Source organism: Streptomyces sp. NPDC032822, from assembly GCF_055578825.1.
In genome coordinates, this window is the sequence record NZ_JBVIOL010000036.1 from 16703 (window position 1) to 37188 (window position 20486).

The 20486-nt window shown below is 68.1% G+C and carries 19 protein-coding genes and 3 pseudogenes; 12 read left to right on the forward strand and 10 right to left on the reverse strand.

The window, feature by feature from the left end; genetic code table 11:
* Window positions 1-233 precede the first annotated feature (233 nt).
* The 4 genes and pseudogenes from ACZ5VD_RS42710 (at window position 234) to ACZ5VD_RS42725 (ending at window position 3794) form a co-directional block, all read left to right on the forward strand.
* A complete protein-coding gene (locus ACZ5VD_RS42710) occupies window positions 234-1202 on the forward strand; it encodes a hypothetical protein (protein WP_468685876.1) in 969 nt (322 codons plus the stop codon).
* The gene (locus tag ACZ5VD_RS42715) at window positions 1183-2148 is read left to right on the forward strand and encodes a nucleotidyltransferase family protein (RefSeq protein ID WP_468685878.1); all 966 of its coding nucleotides are present in this window, start codon (window positions 1183-1185) and stop codon (window positions 2146-2148) included. Before ACZ5VD_RS42710 ends, ACZ5VD_RS42715 begins: the two co-directional genes overlap by 20 nt.
* 196 nt (window positions 2149-2344) lie before the next feature.
* A pseudogene (locus tag ACZ5VD_RS42720) lies at window positions 2345-3318 on the forward strand (IS110 family transposase).
* 134 nt (window positions 3319-3452) lie between these two features.
* The gene (locus tag ACZ5VD_RS42725) at window positions 3453-3794 is read left to right on the forward strand and encodes a hypothetical protein (RefSeq protein ID WP_468551811.1); all 342 of its coding nucleotides are present in this window, start codon (window positions 3453-3455) and stop codon (window positions 3792-3794) included.
* On the opposite strand, the gene ACZ5VD_RS42730 is transcribed toward ACZ5VD_RS42725, so the two are convergent.
* From ACZ5VD_RS42730 to ACZ5VD_RS42750, 5 genes are all read right to left on the reverse strand, one after another.
* On the reverse strand, window positions 3766-4827 hold the full coding sequence (locus ACZ5VD_RS42730; protein WP_468551810.1) for a LuxR C-terminal-related transcriptional regulator: 1062 nt from the start codon (window positions 4825-4827) through the stop codon (window positions 3766-3768). The two genes, ACZ5VD_RS42725 and ACZ5VD_RS42730, sit on opposite strands and share 29 nt — an antisense overlap.
* 262 nt (window positions 4828-5089) lie before the next feature.
* The gene (locus ACZ5VD_RS42735) at window positions 5090-6817 is read right to left on the reverse strand and encodes an HAD-IA family hydrolase (protein ID WP_468551809.1); all 1728 of its coding nucleotides are present in this window, start codon (window positions 6815-6817) and stop codon (window positions 5090-5092) included.
* On the reverse strand, window positions 6804-8015 hold the full coding sequence (locus ACZ5VD_RS42740; protein ID WP_468685879.1) for a glycosyltransferase family 4 protein: 1212 nt from the start codon (window positions 8013-8015) through the stop codon (window positions 6804-6806). Before ACZ5VD_RS42740 ends, ACZ5VD_RS42735 begins: the two co-directional genes overlap by 14 nt.
* A 218-nt stretch (window positions 8016-8233) precedes the next feature.
* Window positions 8234-9436 (reverse strand): glycosyltransferase family 2 protein, encoded by a 1203-nt coding sequence (locus ACZ5VD_RS42745; protein WP_468551807.1) that lies wholly within the window; start codon window positions 9434-9436, stop codon window positions 8234-8236.
* 531 nt (window positions 9437-9967) lie between these two features.
* Window positions 9968-10897 (reverse strand): aminotransferase class III-fold pyridoxal phosphate-dependent enzyme, encoded by a 930-nt coding sequence (locus ACZ5VD_RS42750; RefSeq protein WP_468685880.1) that lies wholly within the window; start codon window positions 10895-10897, stop codon window positions 9968-9970.
* Window positions 10898-10903: 6 nt separating this feature from the next.
* Between ACZ5VD_RS42750 and ACZ5VD_RS42755 the strand changes: the two genes are divergently transcribed.
* The 4 genes from ACZ5VD_RS42755 (at window position 10904) to ACZ5VD_RS42770 (ending at window position 12661) form a co-directional block, all read left to right on the forward strand.
* Window positions 10904-11191 carry an HflX-like GTP-binding protein gene (locus tag ACZ5VD_RS42755; RefSeq protein ID WP_468685882.1) on the forward strand — a complete coding sequence of 96 codons (288 nt, stop codon included), beginning with the start codon at window positions 10904-10906 and terminating at the stop codon, window positions 11189-11191.
* Between the two features lie 159 nt (window positions 11192-11350).
* On the forward strand, window positions 11351-11749 hold the full coding sequence (locus tag ACZ5VD_RS42760) for a PadR family transcriptional regulator (RefSeq protein ID WP_468685883.1): 399 nt from the start codon (window positions 11351-11353) through the stop codon (window positions 11747-11749).
* Window positions 11742-12308: a hypothetical protein gene (locus ACZ5VD_RS42765; protein ID WP_468685884.1), complete on the forward strand. Its 567-nt coding sequence runs from the start codon at window positions 11742-11744 to the stop codon at window positions 12306-12308. Before ACZ5VD_RS42760 ends, ACZ5VD_RS42765 begins: the two co-directional genes overlap by 8 nt.
* Window positions 12309-12361: 53 nt before the next feature.
* Complete coding sequence (locus ACZ5VD_RS42770; RefSeq protein WP_468685885.1) at window positions 12362-12661, forward strand: transposase; 300 nt, start codon at window positions 12362-12364, stop codon at window positions 12659-12661.
* 478 nt (window positions 12662-13139) lie between these two features.
* On the opposite strand, the gene ACZ5VD_RS42775 is transcribed toward ACZ5VD_RS42770, so the two are convergent.
* A complete protein-coding gene (locus tag ACZ5VD_RS42775) occupies window positions 13140-13877 on the reverse strand; it encodes a dienelactone hydrolase family protein (protein WP_468685886.1) in 738 nt (245 codons plus the stop codon).
* Window positions 13878-13935: 58 nt separating this feature from the next.
* On the opposite strand from ACZ5VD_RS42775, the pseudogene ACZ5VD_RS42780 reads away from it, so the two are divergent.
* A pseudogene (locus ACZ5VD_RS42780) lies at window positions 13936-14406 on the forward strand (transposase); the annotation flags it as partial.
* 209 nt (window positions 14407-14615) lie between these two features.
* Here the strand turns inward: ACZ5VD_RS42780 and arr are convergent.
* Both arr and ACZ5VD_RS42790 read right to left on the reverse strand, forming a co-directional pair.
* Window positions 14616-15026 (reverse strand): NAD(+)--rifampin ADP-ribosyltransferase, encoded by a 411-nt coding sequence (gene arr / locus ACZ5VD_RS42785; protein WP_468685888.1) that lies wholly within the window; start codon window positions 15024-15026, stop codon window positions 14616-14618.
* Window positions 15027-15153: 127 nt separating this feature from the next.
* Window positions 15154-15858, reverse strand: coding sequence for an SDR family oxidoreductase (locus tag ACZ5VD_RS42790; RefSeq protein ID WP_468685889.1), 705 nt, complete (start codon window positions 15856-15858; stop codon window positions 15154-15156).
* 79 nt (window positions 15859-15937) lie between these two features.
* Between ACZ5VD_RS42790 and ACZ5VD_RS42795 the strand changes: the two genes are divergently transcribed.
* Window positions 15938-16297 (forward strand): winged helix-turn-helix transcriptional regulator, encoded by a 360-nt coding sequence (locus ACZ5VD_RS42795; protein ID WP_468551798.1) that lies wholly within the window; start codon window positions 15938-15940, stop codon window positions 16295-16297.
* Between the two features lie 170 nt (window positions 16298-16467).
* On the opposite strand, the gene ACZ5VD_RS42800 is transcribed toward ACZ5VD_RS42795, so the two are convergent.
* Complete coding sequence (locus ACZ5VD_RS42800) at window positions 16468-17205, reverse strand: SDR family oxidoreductase (protein WP_468685890.1); 738 nt, start codon at window positions 17203-17205, stop codon at window positions 16468-16470.
* 94 nt (window positions 17206-17299) lie between these two features.
* Here ACZ5VD_RS42800 and ACZ5VD_RS42805 point away from each other — a divergent pair, with 94 nt between their 5' ends.
* Both ACZ5VD_RS42805 and ACZ5VD_RS42810 read left to right on the forward strand, forming a co-directional pair.
* The gene (locus ACZ5VD_RS42805; RefSeq protein ID WP_468685892.1) at window positions 17300-17887 is read left to right on the forward strand and encodes a TetR/AcrR family transcriptional regulator; all 588 of its coding nucleotides are present in this window, start codon (window positions 17300-17302) and stop codon (window positions 17885-17887) included.
* 1997 nt (window positions 17888-19884) lie between these two features.
* A pseudogene (locus ACZ5VD_RS42810) lies at window positions 19885-20078 on the forward strand (transposase); the annotation flags it as partial.
* A gap of 152 nt (window positions 20079-20230) precedes the next feature.
* On the opposite strand, the gene ACZ5VD_RS42815 reads toward ACZ5VD_RS42810, so the two are convergent.
* Complete coding sequence (locus ACZ5VD_RS42815) at window positions 20231-20353, reverse strand: hypothetical protein (protein ID WP_468551795.1); 123 nt, start codon at window positions 20351-20353, stop codon at window positions 20231-20233.
* Between the last annotated feature and the right edge of the window lie 133 nt (window positions 20354-20486).

Sequence of the window (20486 nt, forward strand, 5' to 3'; positions counted from 1 at the left end):
CCACCTCGTCCACGGAGGACACCTGGGGCTGGGGGTGACCTCACCACTTCGCCGACCAGCCATCAGTTGGAGCCCACCAAAGGAGAAGTGAAATGCGGCCGTTTCTCTATCACGTGCACGGCATGGGGGGATTCGATTTCTCCTCTCTGGCACCTGAGGATCTCATTCCGCTCAACCGGCTCGCGGAAGAACGTGGGCAGGAGATTCTGCCTACGGTTTTCCTGCGCCGAGGGATGCTCTCCGGTCTGGTCGACGTGCTGAAGCACTACGACGTCCTGCACAACGCGGGGGAACTGCCGAACATCGCGGGGTTCGCGGTCGAAGGCCCGCTACTGGGGCCCGAGGGCGGAGTTCCGCAGGCCGGGAAGTGGCTGCCCACCGAGGAGGAATGGCGCACGCTGGCCGGGCTCGGCGACCTCGGGCTGCGCTATCTGGTCCTCGCCCCGGACGCCATGGAGCTCGACGAGCGCGCCTCCGCCGACCTGACCTTCGCGGGCCTGCTGGAGCTCTTCTACGACCACGGCTGCCGTGCCGCGTTCGGCCATTTCCACCACGACGACCCGGAACGCAGCGCACGCCGCACCAGGGATGTCGTCGCCCATCTGCACACGGTGTACGAGTCCTCCCCCTACCTGGTCCTCACCGACCACCTCTACAACGACATGCCACGCACCTTCGTGCACTGCTGGCGCACCACCGAGCAACGTGCGCGACGTTCGAGGGAACTCGCTCCGTTCCTCGCGCACGACTGGGAGACGGCCGATCTCGACGCACTGCTCGGACCGGTCCCCGCCACGCTGCTGATGCTCACCCGCGAGGGGCTGCTCACTCCCTGCCTGAACTTCGACGGCTTGCACGTGGACATGGAGGTGTGCCGGCGCACGGTCGACTACGTCGGCGCGGACCGGCTGGCCGCTCTCACCGACCACATCGAGGTCGGCTCGATGGCGGGAGAGCAGTTGAACGTCGACGACGTGGGCCTGTGGCGACGCAAGGACGGCATCGTGGCGGCCGGCACCACCGACTACGCGCAGCAGCGCCTCAACATGCTCGCCGTGGGACTGACCGAGGACGACGTCCGGGCGGTCTTCTCCACCGTGCCCCGCGCGGCCATCGCTCACCGTCCCCGCCGCCGGCCGGCTGACGGTACTGGCCGAGAAGACGCGAGAGAGAGGAACAGGCATGCCCACGCATGCGAGTAACCCGTCGGGCGAGGGTATGAGGACCGCGGGCGTCATCCTCGCCGCCGGCGCCGGAAGCCGGATGAGGCCGCTGACCGACACGCTGCCCAAACCCCTGGTGCCGGTGCTCGACAGCCCGATGCTGATCCACCTCCTCGACCGGATGGCGGCCGCGGGAGTACGGGAGGTGTTTGTCAACCTGCACCATCACGCGGACCAGGTCCTGGCGCTCCTCGCCCGTCACAGCTCTCCGGTGCCCGTGCACACCGTGGTGGAACCGCGGCTGACTGGGCCGGCGGGGGCACTGGCCAGGTTCGCGGACCGGCTCCGCGCCTACGACGCGGTTCTGGTCTCCTCCGGAGATGTGCTCTCCGGTGACGACTTCGCCCGGGTCCGGTCCTGCCATCAGAGCACCGGGGCGGACCTCACGGTCGCGGCGATCCGCCGCCAGGGTGCCCGGCACTTCGGCGTACTCGACATCCGGGACGACAACGCGGTGACCGGGGCGCGGGAGAAGCCCCCGGTGCCCGACGACGAGTGGCACTGGGTGAGCGCCGGCATCTACTGCCTCTCGCACGCCGCGATCGACCGTATCCCGCAGGACGCCGTGTTCGACTACGCGGCCGATCTGGTGCCCCGCCTGCTGGCCGATGGGCGCCGGGTGTCGGCGGCCCGGCTCGACGGCTACTGGCGGGACATCGGCACCCTAAAGTCTCTGCGCGAGGCGAACCTCGACGCCGCTGCGGGCCGCATTCCTTGGCTGGCCCCCTCCGGCGGCGAACGAGGAAGCGGCGTGCACATCGGAGCCGGGGCCAGGGTGGAGGCCAGCGCCGTGCTCCGCGGCCCGGTGGTGATCGGAGCGGGCGCCCGTGTCGGCGCCGGTGTCTGGCTCGAGAACACGGTGGTCCTGCCTGGCTCGGTGGTCCCGGCGGGCACGGTCCTGATCGACGGCCTGACGGTGACATGAGCCCACTCGCCGCCTCCGGCAGCCGCCCTGGCACTGCGTCGCTCACCCCGCCCAGGCCCACGGCACCGGAGCCCGCACCGGCCCCCGACGAGCCTCTTGGCCCAACCCGCTCACCGCCCGGCACTCACGCCGGCGCGCTGCGGGCTTACGGCACCCATACCGAGGTCAGCACGTTCAACTCCCTTGGAGGATCGTGATGTTCGACACCGAGAACGTGGCGGTGTTCCTCGGCCTGGACGTCGGTAAGAGTGCTCATCACGGCCACTGGCTCACCCCGGCCGAGAGCAAGGTCCTCGCCAAGCAACCGCCCGACAACGAGCCGAAGTTGCGGGCCGCTCTCGATAGACCGACCTCCACGATCGGCACCGTCCTGGTGATCGTGGACCAGCCCGCATCCATCGGCGCTCTCCCATTCACCGGCAGTGGCGACGCGGGCGGCAAGGCCACCTACAGTCCAGGACTTGTGATGCGCCTGATCGCCGACCTGTATCCAGGCGAGGCCAAGGCCGAGGGCAAGAACACCGCCGTGATCGCAGACGCGGCCCGCACCATGCCACACCCTGCGCTCCCTGGAGCTCGCCGCCGAGTTCACGATCCTCGTCGACTTCGACCAGGACCTCGCGGCCGAGGCCATCCGTACCTCCAACCGGATACGCGGCCCGCTCACCCAGTTTCACTCGTCGCCGGAGCGCGTACTGGACCTCACCTCGACGACCAGGCCATCACTGGGCTGCTGGAACGCCACGGCCCTGCGGCCGCACAACAGAAAGCCGGCCGCCGCAGACTCGTCGAACTCATCCGGTCCACGAACCCGCCCCTGGCCGCCCGTCTGATCGACGACATCTTCGACACGTTGGACGAGCAGACCGTCGCGGTCCCGAGGACCGGCACGATCGACATCCCCCTCCCTGTCCCGCTCGCTCGCCGCCGTCCACGACCAGCGCGGGGCCCTGGGAGCCCACTTCGATCTCTCGGACCTACTACAACCGCCCGGATTTACCACGACAAGCCACGCGCCCGCTGAAAGACCCACACTCAAGCCCTCCCCGCCTCGCCCGCCAGCACATCAACGTCCTGTTCGCGATGCCCCGGGACGGCATTTTCTACCAACCCCTCCCCCACCTCACCAATGAGGCACCACCGTCAAGAGCGGCGACTCGGGCTCGCTGAAGGACACAGCGGCACCCCCGGCCCCGTCGCAACGGGGATCATGCCGCGCGGCTGATTCCACGTCCGCCCATCTCTCTGCCCGTGCCGGCGAGCCTGGTCTCCTCCGAGAGGCCTGTCAGAGGAGGACCAACCCCATGTATCCCGTGCGTGGCGAAATGGTCAGCGGGGCCGCCGCCCCGCCCCCGGACGACTGGGACCGACTGGCCTCGGACCTCATGGACGAAGGGCGCTGCACCCACGGCGTGGTGGTCGAGCGCGTGCGCTGCCACGCCGCGGACGCCGACCTGAGCCTGATCGCGTTCGTCTCGGCGGTGTCGGCCGAAGCCGCCGTCTCGGGGCTATGCGAGCGGCTGCTGGAGCTGACCCGCCTCCCCAACGGCCTGCTGCCTGGCTGGCTGCTGACCCGCTGCTCGCTGGGTTTCGACATCGGCAGCCGACTGGACGATGTCAATCCGGAAGGTGTGGCGAACCGCTGATCCAGGTCAGGGCCGCGGCCTTCGCACCGGCCTGGAACCTGGACTTCACACCCATCCGCTGCATCAGCCCCGACATCATCCGGCGGACGGTGCGCAGGGAGACACCAAGCTGCCGCGCCGCGAACTCGTCGGCGTGTCCCATGGCGAGCAACCGCAGCAACTCGCGTTCCTGCTCGTTCAGATCCCCCTCGTCGCGCTCACGGGCTTCGCCGCCGACCGCGGGGGCGGCCCCCGCCCAGACCTGCTCGAACAGCGCGACGCACACTGTGACGATCCCGGGATGCCGGATGACCAGAGCGCCTTCGCGGGGGTCGTCCGCACGGAGGGGGACCACGGCGGTCGTGTGGTCGGCGATGATGAGCCGCATGGGCAACACGGGCACGGTCCGTACCTCAGCGCCCTCGCCCACCAGCCACTCGAGGTACTCCATGGTGGGCCGACTGTTGCGAATGCTCTCCAGGCAGACCGTCCGCATGTGCACCCCGCGGGACAGGGTCCTCAGGTCCAGTTCCCGGCTACTTTCCAGGACGTCGACGGGCTGGGGGCCACCGGGCGCGAAGGACAGGACCTCGGTCTCGGTTTCCTCGGCCAGCACGGCGAGCCGTTCCCGTGTGGCGTCGAGTCCGGAAAGGTGCTCCACCAGGGGGAGCGGTTCCGGGTGCCCGGCGGTGAGGTAGGTAGAGGCGAGGTCGCACACCTGGTCACGTGCGCGGCGGATCTCCTGCCAGCGCTGTGCGACCTGCGCCTCCTGGATGGCGAGAATGGCGCCCAGGCTCATCTCCGGGTTGATCGGCACACGGCGGCCCGAGTGGGGCTGCACGGTCGTGAGCAGGGCCTTGTCGGCCAGCCGGTCCAGGGAAAGGCCGACGTCGCCCTCGTCGATCCCCAGCTCGTCGGCGATGTGCCGCATGTTCCAGTTCGGATTCTTGAGCAGCAGTCTGTAGACGTCCTGGGCGGTGCCGTCCAGGCCCGCGTACATCAGTGCGGAGACGCCCGAGGGCTCGACGGGAAGGCTGGCTCCAGTTGACAGCATGAAGACCCCTGTGACTGTACGCACGCACCCCAGAGTTGAAGCGCTTCGACACTGAAGAAGTTGTGACTGTCGCATGATCGAGAGAGCAGAGTCAAGGAAATCAGCCGCCAAAAGCACCCCCACGCGGTGCCTTTCGGAGAGATCCCGCCTCGCTCCGACGTGTACGTCCGGCCATCTTGTGAAGCGCTTCGACACTTTTGAAATCAATTGCTGACGGGCTGTCACCGGACGGCCCGTCAGCGGTTCCTGCAGAGGCGGGAGGTTACGGAAGTTTCTTCAGCAGGTCGTTGAGGGAGGCGATACGGCGCGTTCCGGGCAGCCGCCCGTGGATTGCGTAGCGGTCGTAGAGGAACGCCGTGCCGATCCCGGCCGCCCGCGCTCCCAACGCGTCGTTGACCGGGCCGTCGCCGACGAACCAGCACTCCTCGGGACGCACGTCCAGGGCCGAGCAGGCCGCGCGGAAAATCTCTGGCGCCGGCTTCTCGACGCCCAGCAGGGCGGAGTCCACCACGGTGTGGAAGAAGTGGTCGAGCTCGAAGCGGCGCAGCAACTGCCCCACCGTGCCGTCGGAGTTGGACACCGCGGCGACGGCGATACCGCGCTCCTGCAGCCCGGTGAGCAACTCCATGGCGTCCGGGTCGAGTTCGCGGTAGAGGTCACGGCGCAGCAGCACGCGCCGCCACACCCGCAGGGCGGTGACCTGGTCCAGTCCCAGCAGTGCCCCCCAGGCGGCTCCCACTTTCTCGTCACCTGACAGGGCCCGGGGAAGCGGCAGTCGGCGGGCTTCGGCGGCGGCGACCAAGGCGGCAGCACAGTCCCGCGCGTCGACGCGATGGCCGGGCACCTCGGCCCGCACGAGATCGAGCATGAGCTGCCCACTGGGATGCACCAGGGTCATGCCCACATCGAAGAGCACAGCCCGTGGCGCCACGCGTTCCATGCCGTCCGCCGTCCCGCCGTCGGCCCGCACCGCCGGTACGCCGGGCACGTCCGCCATCGGGTACGCGTCCGCGGTCGCCGCCACGTGTCGCGGCAGGGGCAGCGGCCCGGGGGCGCCGGCGTCGGCCAGCAGTCGGGTGACCTCGTCCCGTCGCAGCATCTGCGCGCACCAGGCGAAGTGCCCGTCGCGTCCCTGCGCGTCGTGCAGATCGCTGGTGATCAGCGCCCAGGCGGCCCGGTAAAGGGTCAGTAGCTCCTGCGGGTGTCCGAAGCGCCGGGTGAGGGCCGCGTCGTACCCGCGCTCGACCAGCAGGGCCTCCGGGCCGTACATGTCGGCCACGTGCGCGGTGACGGCCGCGTCGAACGCCGGATCGCCGGGGAGCGACAGCAGGCCGAAGTCCAATACGGCGGTGAGGCGCAGCTCCTCGTCCACGAGGATGTTTCCGGGATTGAGGTCGCCGTGCACCACACCGTGATGTTCGCCGCCCCAGGCCCGCAGCAGCGAGACGACCTGGGCGGCGCGCTCGTCGAGGTCCGGGACCGCGGCGTGCAGGACGTCCGAGCGCCGGACGCGGCGCTCCACGAGCGCCGCCAGCGCTTCCACCCAGCTCTGCCCGGCGGGCCGGAAGGGGTCCGGCTCGTCCATGTAGGGCATCAGGTCCAGCGCGGCCGGGGTCCGGACCAGAGAGAGTTCGTCGAGGACGTCGAGGAACAGCTCCTGGACCTGGGGCACCAGCCGGGCCCGGCCCCCGGTCGTGGCCCGGTCCAGCCGGATGCCGGGCAGTTCCTCCTCAATGGTGCACACGCCGAGTCCGGTGGCGTGGACGGCGAGGATGCGCGGAGTGCGGAAACTGAGCGGGGTGTCGGCTAGCTCGTCGTAGAAGGTCTTCAGCCGGGTGAGCTCGTCCGGCGTCCGCCGCCCCCACACCTTCGCGATCCGGCCCGCACCCAGGCGGTAGACGGCCGCCTCCATCCCCGCGTCCAGCGGTTCGGCACCGGCGTGGCCGAGCCGGCGCAGTTCATCGGTCCACTGTTCGTCATGCTGTCGCAAGGGGGTTCTCCGGGTGGTTCGACGAAGGCCTGGCCTGGATGAGCGCGGTGAGCGCCCTCTCGGTTTCTGTGATCATGGTTCGGCGGCAGAAGCGCGTCTGCACGTGGTCCCGGGCGCGGCGGCCCAGACGAGCCCGCGCACCGGGATCTTTTACCAGACGCAGCAGGGCATCGGCGAGCGGTTCCACGGTCCGCGCGGGCACCACCTCGGCGATACCGGGCGGGCCGAGCACCTCCCGGATGCCGGAGACATCGGTGGTGACGACGGCCCGGCCGCCGCTCATCGCCTCCAGTACGGCGATGCCGAGCCCCTCGGCATGACTGGGCTGGGCCACGATGTCCGCGGCGGCGTAGATGCCCGGCATCGCCGGGAAGGTGACGTCGCGGTCGATGACTATCGCGTCCCTCATCCCTGACCGGTCGATCTCCTCGTCCAGCCGGTGTGCGTAGTCGAGAGACGCCGAGCTCACACTGCCGACGATGAGCAGCCTGCAGTCCGGCCGCTCGCGCCTGACCCGGGCGAAGGCACGGATCGTCTCCAGGTGGCCCTTGCGCTCCTTGAGCCGCCCGGCGGACACGATGAGCGTCGCGTCGTCGGGAATCCCATACCGCCGCCGGACCGGGCCGCCGTCGACATCCGGGTGGAAGAGGTCGGTGTCCACACCGTGGTGGATCACCGTGGTGTTCGACCCGCTTCCCCAGCGCACGGCCCGTTGTGCGTAGAACTGCGAGCCCGCCAGCACCAGATCGGGTCTGAGTACGCCATACACCAGCCCGAGACGGGCGTGGCCCAGCGGCGCCACCTCGGGTTCTTGCTCATGAAAGGCCGCCGCCCAGGGGATTCCCGCCGCAAGCGAAAGGGTCTTGCCCGCGAACGATGTGCCCAGACTGTTGGTGAACACCAGGTCCGGACGCCACTGCTCGAGGGACTCGGCGAGTTCAGGCTGAAGTCCGTGTGCCAGTTCCTCCCAGAGGATCTTGCTGTCGGAGGCGAGGATGTCCCGGTAGCGGTGCAGGCGCCGTACTTCCACCTGGGGCGGATCGTCGAAGGCGTCCGAGGGGGCGTACCCGCGGGGTACGTCGGTCACCACGAGCGTGCGATGGCCCGCCTGGGCCAAACCGACCGCGACTTCGTGAAGGTACGTCTCGGCGCCGCCGATCACCGGGTGGAAACTCGAAGCCAGTATCAGTACGCGCATAGGGATCAGCCTCGCCCGGGGTCGGAGTGGACGGCCACGGAAGGGGTCCCGGGCCGGTTGTCAGTGGCTCCGGAAGCGTCGGCGCCGCCGCTGGCGAGCCTGTAGACGCCCGCCGCGAGGACGCCGGCCAGGAGAATCACACGGGCCGCGTTGAGAAGTGCTCGGCGCATACTCCACCTCCACAGGAAGAGAACAGATCCGGTGCACCGCCGGGGCCGTCAGACCGGTGACGGCGACGGCACATAGCGGTCGAGCAGGCCGATCCGGGTGGGCCTGCTGGAGACGTCGCCCAGCAGCCGCTCGTTGGGGCGGCGCCCGTCCTGCTCCATCACCGGACGCGGATGGTCCAGGTGCAGCAGGACCTCGGATCCGTGGAGGACCGGCGTGTGTGCCGTGAGGTGCCGGTAGAACTCGTTGTCCTCGTCGCCCCAGCCCTCGTACCGCTCGTCGAAACCGTGGAGGTCGTGAAACAGGGAACTCCGTACGAGGACACAGCCGCCCCGGTTGGTCACCAACTGGTAGCCGTGCAGCCGTCCCCGGTCGACGTTCCCGCCGCCCCTGGCGAACCGTTTGTCCAGGGCCAGCTGCGTGGAGAGATGGTCCAGGTAGAGCAGGCTCGCATGGGGCAGCAGCGCGCTACCGCCCTCGGTGCGCAGCCGCCGCAGGTGGCGTCCGAGGAAATCGCGGGGCAGCAGCACGTCGGCGTCCAGAAAACAGAGATTCTCCTCCCGGCCGCCGGTGGCCACAGCGCCCACATTGTGGGCCCAACTTCGGTTGTAGGGGCCACTGTTGGAGGCGTGCACATACAGGTCGGAGAGCCGCTGGAACAGCTCGGCGTGACGGGGACGATCGTCCTGCTCCACCACCACGATCCGGTAACGATCCCGCGGCAGCGTCTGGTCCCGCAGGGCCAGGCACGAGGCGATGGCGTTGCGCAGGCGGTCGCCGGAGCCTGTGTCCCTCAGGTCCAGTACCACGGTCAGCTCCCAGGCACCCCGCGCCGTGTCCAGCGACGCGCTGGAGCCGGCTGCCGCCATCCGCAGGAGGTCGACGTCGGGACACGGAGCGGCCCGGTCGTGTCGTGCGCCGGTGTCCAGGACGATGCGGTTGCGGGCCTGGAACTCCTCGACGGCCGCGCGCAGTTCCGCCGCGCCCTCGTGCTCCGTCGCCCAGGGCCGGTCAATCAGCTCGCACACCGTGCGCTGAGCCACCGGGCACAGCGGGTCCCGGCGCAGCCGGCCAGCCATCTCCTGCCATTCTGCCGGCGCGTCCGGTGACTTCAGGGCGGCGAGCACCCGTCGCCCCAGTCGCTCGGTACGTCGCCACAGCGGCGCGCTGATCCGGGCACCGGGATCCCACAACGTGACCAGGGCCCGCGTCGCGGTCGTCGCCAAGGACGGCGCGCTGTCTGTCTGCACCATCAATTCACCTGTCCCTATGGAATCCCGCGGCGATTACGCCCCGAGCGGCATGACGATCATGGGGAAAGGCGTTGGCAATTGTCCATGGCCGACGTGCGGCCGTTAGGCGCCAAGGCGCCATGCTGCCAATCGGGCTCGGCACGGATTGGCGGCCTGGCGCCTTGGCGCGAACTCCGTCTATGGAGACTTCCAGACCCGGACTTCGCGGCTTCGAGAGCCGGCTCTGAGACAGCGTGTTCACCACCGGCCGGCAACGGCTCAGTGACCTCACGACCGACGTCCGCCCCGACGAAGACAAGAACGGAGGACACTCCGCGACTTCCGGGCCTGTGGAACCCGGCGCGCCCGAGGCATCACGCGACGGCCCACCTCGAAGAGCACGAGGACATTACGGGCGAACCATCGAGTCGATCAGAGCCGAACCTCGCTGGAGGATCGAGGCTGGTTCTGATTCAAGGTTCCGTCGAGGTTGGAGCAGGACAAACGGCGCCGGCCGGCAACTCATGGCCGGCACGACCCTCCGCAGCGTCCTCAATCGCGACTCGCGGCGATCTCCGCCGCCCGGAATCCAGCTGCGGTGGCGTCGAGAGCGGTCTCGATGTCGGCATGGGTCATCGCGGCATTGATGTACCAGTGATGGTTGGGATGAAACAAGATCCCACAACGCGTGGTTTCGGCGTAGAAGGCGTCCTGAATCCTTCGTCGCGTGGCGTCATCGGCGTACCGAAAGCGCATGAAGGGCATTTGGGGCACCCCCAGCACGTGGGCGTCGAGTCCGGTTCGAGAAATTTGCTCCGCCAGGCCGCGCTGCAAGGTCACACCCAGATCCTCGATATGTTTCAACGCCTCGGAATCACGGAGTTGGGTGATCCTTGCGACAGCACCAGCCATTTCCGCTCCGTTTACGTGGAAGGTCGACCCGATGTGCACTTCGCCAACGGCTCGCATGACTTCCTCGCGACCCACCACCGCCGAGATGGGATATCCGCTGGCCATTGCTTTACTGAAGGTCACGATGTCCGCCTGCACCTCGTACCGCTCCTGCGCGCCGCCCAGCGCGACCCGGAAACCGGAGCGCATCTCGTCGAGCACGAACAAGGCGCCGTGTTGCCGGGCCAGCTCAGCGGCCGCGGTCAGAAAGCCGTAGCTAGGGGATTCCTCCTCGAACGGCATCATCAGCAGGCAGACGACCTCGCCGGGATAGCGGCGGAATTCCTGCTCCAGACTGGCCAGGTCGTTGTACTTGAACGTGCTGACCCTCTGCTGGGCGAGAAACGGGGTATCGCTCCAGGTAGCCAGGCCTCTATCCTCTGGTCCGTGCATCAACCCCGAAGGCGCGACCGGCGCCTGACCCGCCGTATTCCGCGGGAGCCAACCCGGCGCCGCGCGTCTCGGCACACGGCCATGGGCGCTGATGTAGTCCTGGTTGGCTTTTTCTCCGCGAAGCAGAAGGACTTCCAAACGCTCATGGCGTCAGCAGCCACAGAACTGGCAGCGCGCGGCGCTCGGGTCGTCGTCCAGATTGTGCAGCGACGAGGCGTCTCGGACGGCGGAGTCCGGAAGATGGGCCTGCCCTACTCCTCGCGGACCCTGCTGAGCTATGGAAAAGTCCGTGAAGTAGCTCAGGCCTGCGACCAGGTCAACGCCGACGTCGTGATCTTCGTTGCCTCCTTGACCGCGCGCCAGAAGCGCACGCTGGCAGCCATGCTTGGCCGCCCCGCTGTGAGTCTTTCCGACATGCTCGCTGCCCACTGACCGCTCACTCGAAGCGGGCTTCCGAAACAGGCCCTCGAAGGACTTGTCCGGCCGATCATGCTGGAGTCGGACCTGTCACGAGCACCTGTGTCGTCAGAGCATTGTCATGCACCGCAAGTATCTTGCGGTGCATGACAATGACTGACTACCTTGTACCGCATGACAAAGGGGCCGCCCGCTACCGGTGACCAGCGTCGTAGTCAGCTGCTGCGCGGAGTGCTCGACCTGTGCCTGCTGTCGCTGATCGCCGAACGGCCGCGTTACGGCTTCGAGTTCGTGGCGGCATTCGCCGACAACGGGCTCGACCTCGTGAGCGAAGGCAGTATCTATCCGTTGCTCACCCGGCTGGAGCGAGAGGGGCTCATCTCCTCATACCGCGCCCCGTCGGCCAGCGGTGGCGCCCCACGCAAGTACTACCGCCTGACCGAAGCGGGAAGTGTCGAACTGGCGAGCGGCCGGGCCGTATGGCACGCCTTCAGCGGGCGTGTGGGGCGGATCCTGACCGCTACCGAACCCACGGGGGAAGCGCACCACAATGGACCAGCGAACCATGACTAACCAACAGATACTCGCGGTCTGCCGCAGCAATTGGGAGTACCGGGGTATCGACGACGGATCCGTCCGGGAGATGCTCGATGAGCTCTCCGCCCACCTGGACGACGCGGTAGCCGCAGGCCGCACGCCCCAGGACGTCGTGGGCAACGACGTGAGGGAGTTCGCCGCCACCTGGGCCCGGGCCCGCGCTCCGTTTGCCCGCCGACTGCTGCGCACGGCGGCGATGGTCTGTTTCATGATCGGCTGGCTGATACTGGCCACGTGTCTGCTCCGGTGGACCACCGAACGGGTCGTGAGCGCCAACGATGTTGCCTTCTGGACCGTCGTCGCAGCGGTCACGGTCGCCTGGGAGCTGCGGCGCGGCACCCTGGGGATCGGCAGGACCCTGGTGGTCGCCCTTGTCGTCGGCCTGCCCGCAGTGCTGCTCTCCCAATGGCTGGGCGGCGACGGGGAACTGTTCACACTGCCGCTGTGGGCGGCCCTGGCGCTGCTCCTTCCCGGGCTTCCGTACGCCGTCGCCGATACGCGGAGCAGGAAGAACACCGCGCCCGGCGTCGACTAGGGCCCGCCCGTCCGAGCATGTGACCATCCAACTGCTGTCTCGTCGTCCCAGACATGGGGCGGGGAGACTTGACGGGTGCGGAGTGGGCACAGCCGCGTCCGTTCCTGCCGGTCAGCAACAGATGTTGTGGCCGGTGGCGCGATCATCGGCAGGTGATCGACAGGATTCTGCACCAGGTGCGGACCGGGGTGCAGTGGCGCGACCTGCCTGAGCGGTTCGGGCCATGGAAAACGGTCTGTGAATCGCGGAGTCGATGCTCGGCGGGCCAGCCGGAACGAGGGCTGCGCCGCGCCGAGCCTCAGGCTGGGGCGGCCGAACGGGGTGAGGCCGCTGTCGAGCGGGCCCGGCCGTAGACGGCGCGGGCGCGGGCGTGGGGGGGTGCGGTGCGGGCGCAGGGCGCGCATCACGTCCACGGGTGGTACCGCCGCTCGCGGCGCGCGGTCGCGCCCGCGGACGGCCGACCCCAGGGCGCCAAGGGCTTCGTGATCCTGCCGAGGCGTTGGGTGGTCAAGAGGTCGCTGGCCCGGTTATCGCATGCGCGTCGGAACGTGCGCGACTACGAGACCCGGCCTGAGCACTCCGAGGCGATGCTCACCCTTGCCTCGATCACGCTCATGACCCGCAGACTCACCCGGCCCGCCGTCCAGCCCAAGGCACCCTTGCCCCGATCTGCCGAACCCGTCCACGCTGCTCGAGGCCCCACAGGTCCCACGGGAGCGGCATCGCGATGGACGCGACGATGCCGTCGACCGCGTCGTTCAAGACCGCCTTGCGCTCGACCTGGTCAGTGCATGACGCCGACCGAGCCTGGCGCCAGCATGGTCGCTTGAATCATGCCCCCAGATCCTCCGTCACGGGCAGGCACTCGGCGAGCAGGTCGACGACGTCGCGCCAGGCGCGCTGCGCGTGCTGTGGGTGGTAGCCGACGCCGGGGACCGTGGGGTGGTCGACCGCCGGGTGATGGAAGGCATGCAAGGCGCCGCCGTAGACCGCGAGGCGCCAGTCGACGCCCGCGGCCTGCATCTCAGCGGTGAACGCGTTCCGTTGCGCGGGCGGCATGATCGGGTCTTCCGACCCGACCCCGGCCCACACCGGGCAGCGAATGCGCGCCGCCTCGCCCGGTCGGCCCGTGGTCAGCGCGTTGACTGTCCCGATCGCGCGCAGGTCGACGCCGTCGCGCCCCAGTTCCAGCCCGACGGCACCCCCGGTGCCGTAGCCGACGGCAGCGATCCGGTCGGGGTCGGTCCGCGGTTCGGTGCGCAACACGTCGAGCGCCGCATGGCCGATGCCCCGCATCCGGTCGGGATCAGCGAGCAGCGGTATGCAACGGGCCAGCATCTCCTCGGGGTCGCTCAAATAGCGCCCGCCGTGCAGGTCGAAGGCCAGCGCTACATATCCCAGCTCGGCGAGAGCATCGGCCCGGCGGCGCTCGACGTCGCTGAGCCCCGTGCCCTCTGGTCCGAGCAGCACTGCAGGCCGGCGGTCGACACCGGCCGGGAGCGCGAGGTGCCCGATCATCGTCAGACCGTCGGCCGGGTACTCGACCGTACGCGTCGTAATCGTCGTCATGAGGCTGGACGGTAGTGACCGTCGAGCCCGGTCCGGCCGCTGTTCTGCCGTTGGCAGAGCGGACAAAAGGATCGCAGGCCGCAAGCGCAGCATCATCACCGCACCCTCGACCTGCTGCTGGCAGTGCTGGTCACCGCGGCCAGCGACCAGGACTCCACGGCCGGCCGCACCCTCCTGGAACAAGGTTGCCGCCGACCACCCCGGCCTGCGCAAGGCCTGGGTAGACGGCGGCTACCCCAAGCACTTCGTCGAGCACGCAGCCACGCTCGGCATCGACCTCGAAATCGTCCAACGCACCCCAGCAATCAGGGGATTCACCCCCATCCCCAAACCGCGGGCGGTGGAGCGGACCTACGGCTGGTTGATGCTCCACCGCCGCCTGTCCCACGACTACGAAACCCACCCACACCGCTCCGAAGCAGTGATCCACCTCGCGATGACCGACCTGATGGCCCGCCGCCTCACCGGCGAGAACACCATCTCCTGGCGAGATCCGACACCAGCACACCAAAGCCGCATCCAGGGATAAAGCAACAGGATGAGACGACCTCTTGGCCAATGCGTCCCAGGGCGAGTCATCCACCCGGCGCCGCGCCCGGGTGAACGGAGACCTGCGTCATCGAGACGCGCTAACGGCGTCATCCGCAGCCCGGTGAACCTCTCTGCCTACACCCGATCGGCCCTCAACGCCCCTGCCAAACAAGGGAGATGGCCAGGTCGCGGCCTTGCGTAACACCCTTAGTTGATGATTTCGGCGCGGTCGTCCAGACGGATTGCGGCCAGCCGGTCCCGCCACATCTGGAGCGCTTCGGGTGTCAGTCGCGTCCAGTCGGTGACCTCGCCAACGATCCGGAGCGGCTCCCCGCTGCGATAGGAACGGGTGGGATTGCCGGGGAACTTCCTGTCGGTGACGTTTGGGTCGTTCTCGAACTCCCCGGTCGGTTCGACGACATACACTCGCGGGGCCCCGTCGCCGGCGGCGAGTTCGGCGGCGAGTCCCGCGCCGTCGCGCAACGCGGTGAAGTAGATGTGGTTCATCACGATTTCGGGCCGGTAGTTGGAACGGAAACCGGCGGTGAGGTGGTCTCCGATCCTCAGCTCGGCCTTCGTGCCATGAAAGAACGGCCCCTCGTCCAACACCTCGTCCATCGCCGCAGATTATCAAACCAAGCTGTCGTTACGGCGAGCTGTCCAGCACGACTCTGACGCCGTGATCACGCCGGCCACAGCAAAATCATCCAACCCTGACCAGTAGTTGCGGGACGCCTTTTAGGCGTCAGGCGGATTTGTGACGGGTGCCGCCCTCGACGTGGATCGTCTCGCCGGAGACAAAACCCGCGCGGAGGAGCCACATCACCGCGTCGATGACGTCGTCGGGCTCGCCGTGGCGTCCGACGAAGGTCCCGGCCGCGCTCTTGCCCAACAAGGCACTCTTGTTGTCACCGAGGCGATCCCATGCGCCCGAGTCCACGACACCAGGCGAGACGGCATTGACCCGTACCGGCGCCAGATCCGCCGCCAGGTGGCGCGCGGCGTACTCGACCGCCCCGTTCGTGACCCCCTTGACGAGTGATCCCGGCCCCGGGCGCCAGCCGACAACACCGGAGAACAGCACCATGGACCCGGTCGGCCGCAGTACCGACGCGAAGTGCTTGGCCACCAGCATCGGGCCGACCACCTTCGCTGTGAACGCAGCCAGCAGCTTGTCGCGATCCAGCTCGGTCGCGCGAACATCGTGCGGCGCCGAACCGGTCGTCACGATGTGGTCAATTCCCTCCTTCAGACGCTCCGCCGCGTCCGCGAGCGTCGTCTCGTCCTGCAGATCAACCCGTATCGCGGTGGCTCCGATCTCGCGCGCCAGCCCATCGGCCGCGGCCAGATCGCGGGCGCCGACCACAACGTCGTACCCGTCCTTCACCGCACGCCTCGCGACGGCCGCGCCGAGCGCCCGTGCACCGCCGATGACCAGGATCCGCTCCATGCGTCTCACTCCTTCTCGTAGGATCGGATACGACGGTATGGATTTGATACCGGTATCTTCAACGGAACGGGGAGCAGCCATGGGCAAGGCTTACAACGTGATGGCAGCGACGTGCCCGAGCCGCACGGTGTTGCACCGTATCGGTGCCCGTTGGACCGTGTTCGTCGTCAACGCCCTCGCCGACGGACCTCGCCGCTTCACCGAACTGAAGGGGCATATCCAGGGCATCACCCCGAAGACCCTGACCGAGACGCTGCGCGCCCTGGAAGGCGACGGTTTGATCAGCCGCCAAGCGTTCGATGAGAACCCGCCCCGCGTCGAGTACGCCCTGACACCGCTGGGCCGCTCTCTGCTCATCCCACTCCGCGCCGTGCGGCTCTGGGCCGAAGAGCATGTCCCGGACATTGAGGCGGCCCGAGCCCGCCAGCCGACTCTCTGACCGAGGACTCGGCTGCCGGCATCAGCCAGAGCGGCAGGACCACCCCTACCTCCCCGACGAGGCGGGTCATGCCGCCCGCCAGTTGTGTTCTGCTCGTCGGGATGCCCGGCCAGACAGGGGCGTTGCGCAGACAGCTGGCGGCCGGCTCACTTGACCGGTGACGGCAAGTGTCATGCCTGGACGGTGGGGCGAACGTTGATCTCGCCGATCTCGACGTCGCTGGGCTGCTCGATGGCGAAGGCCACCGCGCGGGCGACCGCCGCCGGAGGAATGCCCATCACGTCCATGCTCTTGCGCGTCTGCTCGCGGATGTTCGGCTCTGCCATGGAGTCGGCGAGATCGGTGCGGATGTATCCCGGTGAGATGGCCGTCGTGCGCACCACCCCGTCGGTGGACTCCCTGCGCAACCCCTCGTGGACGGTGCGCACCGCGTTCTTGGTCGCGGCGTAGACAGCCATCGAGGGGGACACGCCGGACAGACCGGCCACCGAGACGATGCTCACCAGGTGACCCGATCCTTGCTCGCGGAAGGCGGGCAGCGCGGCGGCGTTGAGCATGCCGCGAAGGTTGACATCGATCATGGCCGACCAACTCTCGGTGTCGAGGTCGGCCAGCGGGCTGATCGGGGCGATGCCGGCGTTGTTCACCAGTACGTCGATACGGCCGTACTGGTCGACGGTGGTGGCGACCAGGTGCTGCAGGTCCTCGGCCTTGGTGACGTCGACGACGCACGCGGCGGCACGGCCGCCCTGCTCCCGGACCTCCTGCGCTATGGCGTCGATACGCTCGCTGCGGCGCGCTGCGAGGACGACCGTAGCGCCGCGCTGAGCGAGCAGCCGGGCCGTGGCTTCGCCGATACCGCCACTGGCTCCGGTGATGGCGACGATCTTGCCGTGAAGAGAAAGCACTACTGCCTCCGAGTAAAGTGGACACGTGTCCGCTGCACGCCCAACCTACCGGACACGTGTCCACTTGTCGGAGTCGGAACCTCAGGAGAGGCCCATGAGTGCGCCAGCACGCCGTCCGGATGCGGTGCAGAACCGAACCCGCATCGTTGAGGCTGCTCGCGCAGCCCTCGCCGAGTCCCACCACGTTCACCTCAACGAGATCGCCAAGCGCGCCGGGGTAGGACAGGGAACGCTCTACCGGAACTTTCCCCACCGCGAAGCGCTGCTCGCCGAGGTCTACCGGCGCGACGTCGAAGAACTCGTGACCGCCGCCTCCGCTCTACTGGCGGAACACGAGCCCGTGGAAGCCTTGCGTCACTGGCTCGACCGAGTGATCGACTACGCCGAGATCAAGTACGGCGTCCTGGCAGTACTCGAGCCGGCAGCATGGCAAGACCTTGTCGCCCACAGCCAGAACCCCATCGAAGGCGCCCTGAGCCAACTGCTGGACGCCGGGAAAGCAGCCGGTTCCATCCGCACGGACGTGGACGCCCGCGGGGTCCTCCTGCTCATCGCCTACCTCGGCCGACTGGACCGAGATCAATGGGAACCGACAGCACGGCCTCTGATGAACGTCATTCTCGAGGGCCTTCGCCGACAGGACGCGGACCGGCGAGGGCAGCAAACCCCGAAGACATCCTGAACAGCAACCGCAGCACCACCAAAGAGCAGAGCAATGACGTCGACTCCGCCACCGAGCGGTGTCAGTGCTCCTCGGCATTTCACGGCTCGGTGATCGACAAGTACTGCCCAGACTCGTCGCCAAGCGGTGGCCGCTCCCCCCTGCGAAACCAGTTCGAACTGGACGTGAGCAGCTGTCTCCGGACCGATGGACACCTCGCGATGAGCTGCGGGTAACGGTGCTGTGGCCGCTCCGGCGCCGGCCTTGGATGATCGACGGTCGATGGGTGGACATGCCCGGGCCCCTCGCCTGTTGCGTTCAGGCTGTGCGCCGGCGAGCGAGGCGGGCTGGCGAGCCGGTGCGATGAGGGAGAGCGTGAGGCTGTGGTTGAGTCCGTCCCTTGCGTGCTGCCGACCGCCGCGCAGGTAGCGCCTGATCATGTCCACCAGTTCGCTCTCGAACGACTCGATGGGGATGTTCTGCGGGTCGATGAGGAGCCTGTGGGTGTTCGTCTCCGCGGTGAAGACGATCAGTTCGGCAGCGATGCCGAGGTTCCGCACGACGAAGGATCGCTTCTGCTTTACCGGTGTGGTCGGCCCCAAGGGTCGGGGTACCGGATTCCCTGATGTGTTCGACCGCACGCAGGGTTGGGACATTTCAGTGTGTCGGATGCAGGATCCGGAGTTGGCCACGCATAGCCGCAGTAGGCGCAGGAGAGCGTATAGGCCGAGTGCGGTGCTGGCACGGTTTCCCTTCGAGGTGTCTCCGTAGACTCATCCGGGTCGCGCACGCGGCACACCCACGCCCAGAGTTCCCAAATCAGCAGCATCCCGAAAACGATGCCTAATGCGATCCAGGCAACGGTATCCCCTGCCATGGCTTCGTCCCTTCCCTGTCGCCTTCTCGTGCCGTGGGGCTAAATGCGTGTTCCTGATACCTTGATCACTCGTTTGGCGGTTCGTGGATGCTCGCAGTAACGGCGTGGGGCCTGCGTGGCCGTACTGGGCCTCACTTGCTCCGGTAGGAGCAGAGAGCCCGTTCCGTCAACCGACCTGTTTCGGCTGGAAGATGCCTCCGCAGCTTTGGTGCCTGGCCGGCCGCCGGCCGTGCCCAGTGAGCTTGTCCACGCACACATGGCACATCCAGGAATTGCAGCGATCACACCGCCGCGCGTAGAGCTGGGCGCTCACCTCGGCTATCGGCCCAGCCAGATCCTCCCGGGTCAGACCGAGGTTCGCGGCGACGTCCCACAAACCCCGCTCCCCCATCGGGTCGGGACGCAAGTCCTCAGGATCGATGCATCGTCGGCAACTCACGCATCTCGGATGCGGTTCAATGCGATCGGACTTCTCCGCAATAACCTTGCCCGCCGAAATTCCTCGTGGGGCGGACTCCGGCTGCGGTTCTCGCTGCCCTGTGGGCGGCGAGTCACTCCTGAGGTTTCTCCGCTTGCGCCTGGGTCCGGTCGCTCCACCGCGCACCGCCGCTTGCTTCGGAGCCGGCTCAGGTTCGGGCTCCACCCCCGTCTTCGGTTCGGGTTCCGATCCCGCCTCGGGAGCAGCCGTCTCCCGCGATTCACCGGACAGTTGACTTTCCTTGCCTCTCCCGCGGAACCATCGCATGGGCGGACAGTAGCGGCGGGGTTCGGGACCCCTCCCGAAGCTGGGTCAGTGCGCCAGACGGCGCGCTCGCGACTGCCGCTCGCCGCTGCGTGGCCCTGCGACGAGCAGCTGCGCCGTCAGACGTCGGTGGGCGCCGCTTTCCTCGCGGCCAACTGGGGGTTGTACCCTCCCGGGCGAAGTGCCTGGTCATACAGCCGCCGCGGTCACCGCCACCGAACTGCTGCGTTTCGGGCACTCCTGGCCCGCCGTCCATGCCATCCACGACTCCCGGCCATCGGCCGACCATCCGAGCGGCCGGTTTCTGCTCACTGTGACGCCGAAGGCGTACGCGGGCACCGGCGTCCAGGCTGTTCACCCCGGGCACCAACCATCGGCTCCCCGAACTCCGACACACCCGCCCGCACCGACTTGGTCGGCATCTTCCCCGACCGCACCGCCGTCATCCGGCTGGTCGGCGCGGTGCGGCCAAGTAGAACGATGAGTGGACCGAAGCCCACCACTGCACAGGACTCGGCCTGTTGGCCAAGGCCCGCCTCCATCCGATCGAGTCAGAAACCGACGAGACAACCCTGTCCACCAGACTCACCGCACAGCCTCAAGACGAGATCACCGAGTGGCCGTCAATACAACACTCCAGCGGACGTGACCGACCCTTCATCTGGTCACCGTTCCGAACGAGGACGAGGGGCCGCCGGTGAGCTGACGACCCCTCATGCAACGTCGAGATCACAGCGAGCGCCCTCTATCTCTGGCCGGGCGGCTTGCCGCAGCAGGCGATGGTCTCGCTCTGGTCGGCACTGGTGAGCGGTGCTACCGCGAGCACCGCCGCCAGTGCCACGAACAAACCGAGCACGGCTTTGCGCATCGCATCTCCTCTTGATCGCCGGAATCGGTGCTGCTTCAAGCGGTCACTGATTCAGATGCGCGAAACATAGGACTGGCTGTACGGGAGTTGCAGCTCTTGCGTGAAGGACCCCCGCGTCGGGTTGGTACTCCAG

What these genes read in the sequence shown, in the direction of transcription:
- ACZ5VD_RS42710 (WP_468685876.1), top strand. Translation starts at nt 234, where the DNA reads ATGCTCTCCGGTCTGGTCGACGTGCTGAAGCACTACGACGTCCTGCAC.
- ACZ5VD_RS42715 (WP_468685878.1), top strand. Translation starts at nt 1,183, where the DNA reads ATGCCCACGCATGCGAGTAACCCGTCGGGCGAGGGTATGAGGACCGCG.
- ACZ5VD_RS42725 (WP_468551811.1), top strand. Translation starts at nt 3,453, where the DNA reads ATGTATCCCGTGCGTGGCGAAATGGTCAGCGGGGCCGCCGCCCCGCCC.
- ACZ5VD_RS42730 (WP_468551810.1), bottom strand. Translation starts at nt 4,827, where the DNA reads ATGCTGTCAACTGGAGCCAGCCTTCCCGTCGAGCCCTCGGGCGTCTCC.
- ACZ5VD_RS42740 (WP_468685879.1), bottom strand. Translation starts at nt 8,015, where the DNA reads ATGCGCGTACTGATACTGGCTTCGAGTTTCCACCCGGTGATCGGCGGC.
- ACZ5VD_RS42745 (WP_468551807.1), bottom strand. Translation starts at nt 9,436, where the DNA reads ATGGTGCAGACAGACAGCGCGCCGTCCTTGGCGACGACCGCGACGCGG.
- ACZ5VD_RS42755 (WP_468685882.1), top strand. Translation starts at nt 10,904, where the DNA reads ATGGCGTCAGCAGCCACAGAACTGGCAGCGCGCGGCGCTCGGGTCGTC.
- ACZ5VD_RS42760 (WP_468685883.1), top strand. Translation starts at nt 11,351, where the DNA reads ATGACAAAGGGGCCGCCCGCTACCGGTGACCAGCGTCGTAGTCAGCTG.
- ACZ5VD_RS42765 (WP_468685884.1), top strand. Translation starts at nt 11,742, where the DNA reads ATGACTAACCAACAGATACTCGCGGTCTGCCGCAGCAATTGGGAGTAC.
- ACZ5VD_RS42770 (WP_468685885.1), top strand. Translation starts at nt 12,362, where the DNA reads ATGGGGCGGGGAGACTTGACGGGTGCGGAGTGGGCACAGCCGCGTCCG.
- ACZ5VD_RS42775 (WP_468685886.1), bottom strand. Translation starts at nt 13,877, where the DNA reads ATGACGACGATTACGACGCGTACGGTCGAGTACCCGGCCGACGGTCTG.
- arr (WP_468685888.1), bottom strand. Translation starts at nt 15,026, where the DNA reads ATGGACGAGGTGTTGGACGAGGGGCCGTTCTTTCATGGCACGAAGGCC.
- ACZ5VD_RS42790 (WP_468685889.1), bottom strand. Translation starts at nt 15,858, where the DNA reads ATGGAGCGGATCCTGGTCATCGGCGGTGCACGGGCGCTCGGCGCGGCC.
- ACZ5VD_RS42795 (WP_468551798.1), top strand. Translation starts at nt 15,938, where the DNA reads ATGGGCAAGGCTTACAACGTGATGGCAGCGACGTGCCCGAGCCGCACG.
- ACZ5VD_RS42805 (WP_468685892.1), top strand. Translation starts at nt 17,300, where the DNA reads ATGAGTGCGCCAGCACGCCGTCCGGATGCGGTGCAGAACCGAACCCGC.
- ACZ5VD_RS42815 (WP_468551795.1), bottom strand. Translation starts at nt 20,353, where the DNA reads ATGCGCAAAGCCGTGCTCGGTTTGTTCGTGGCACTGGCGGCGGTGCTC.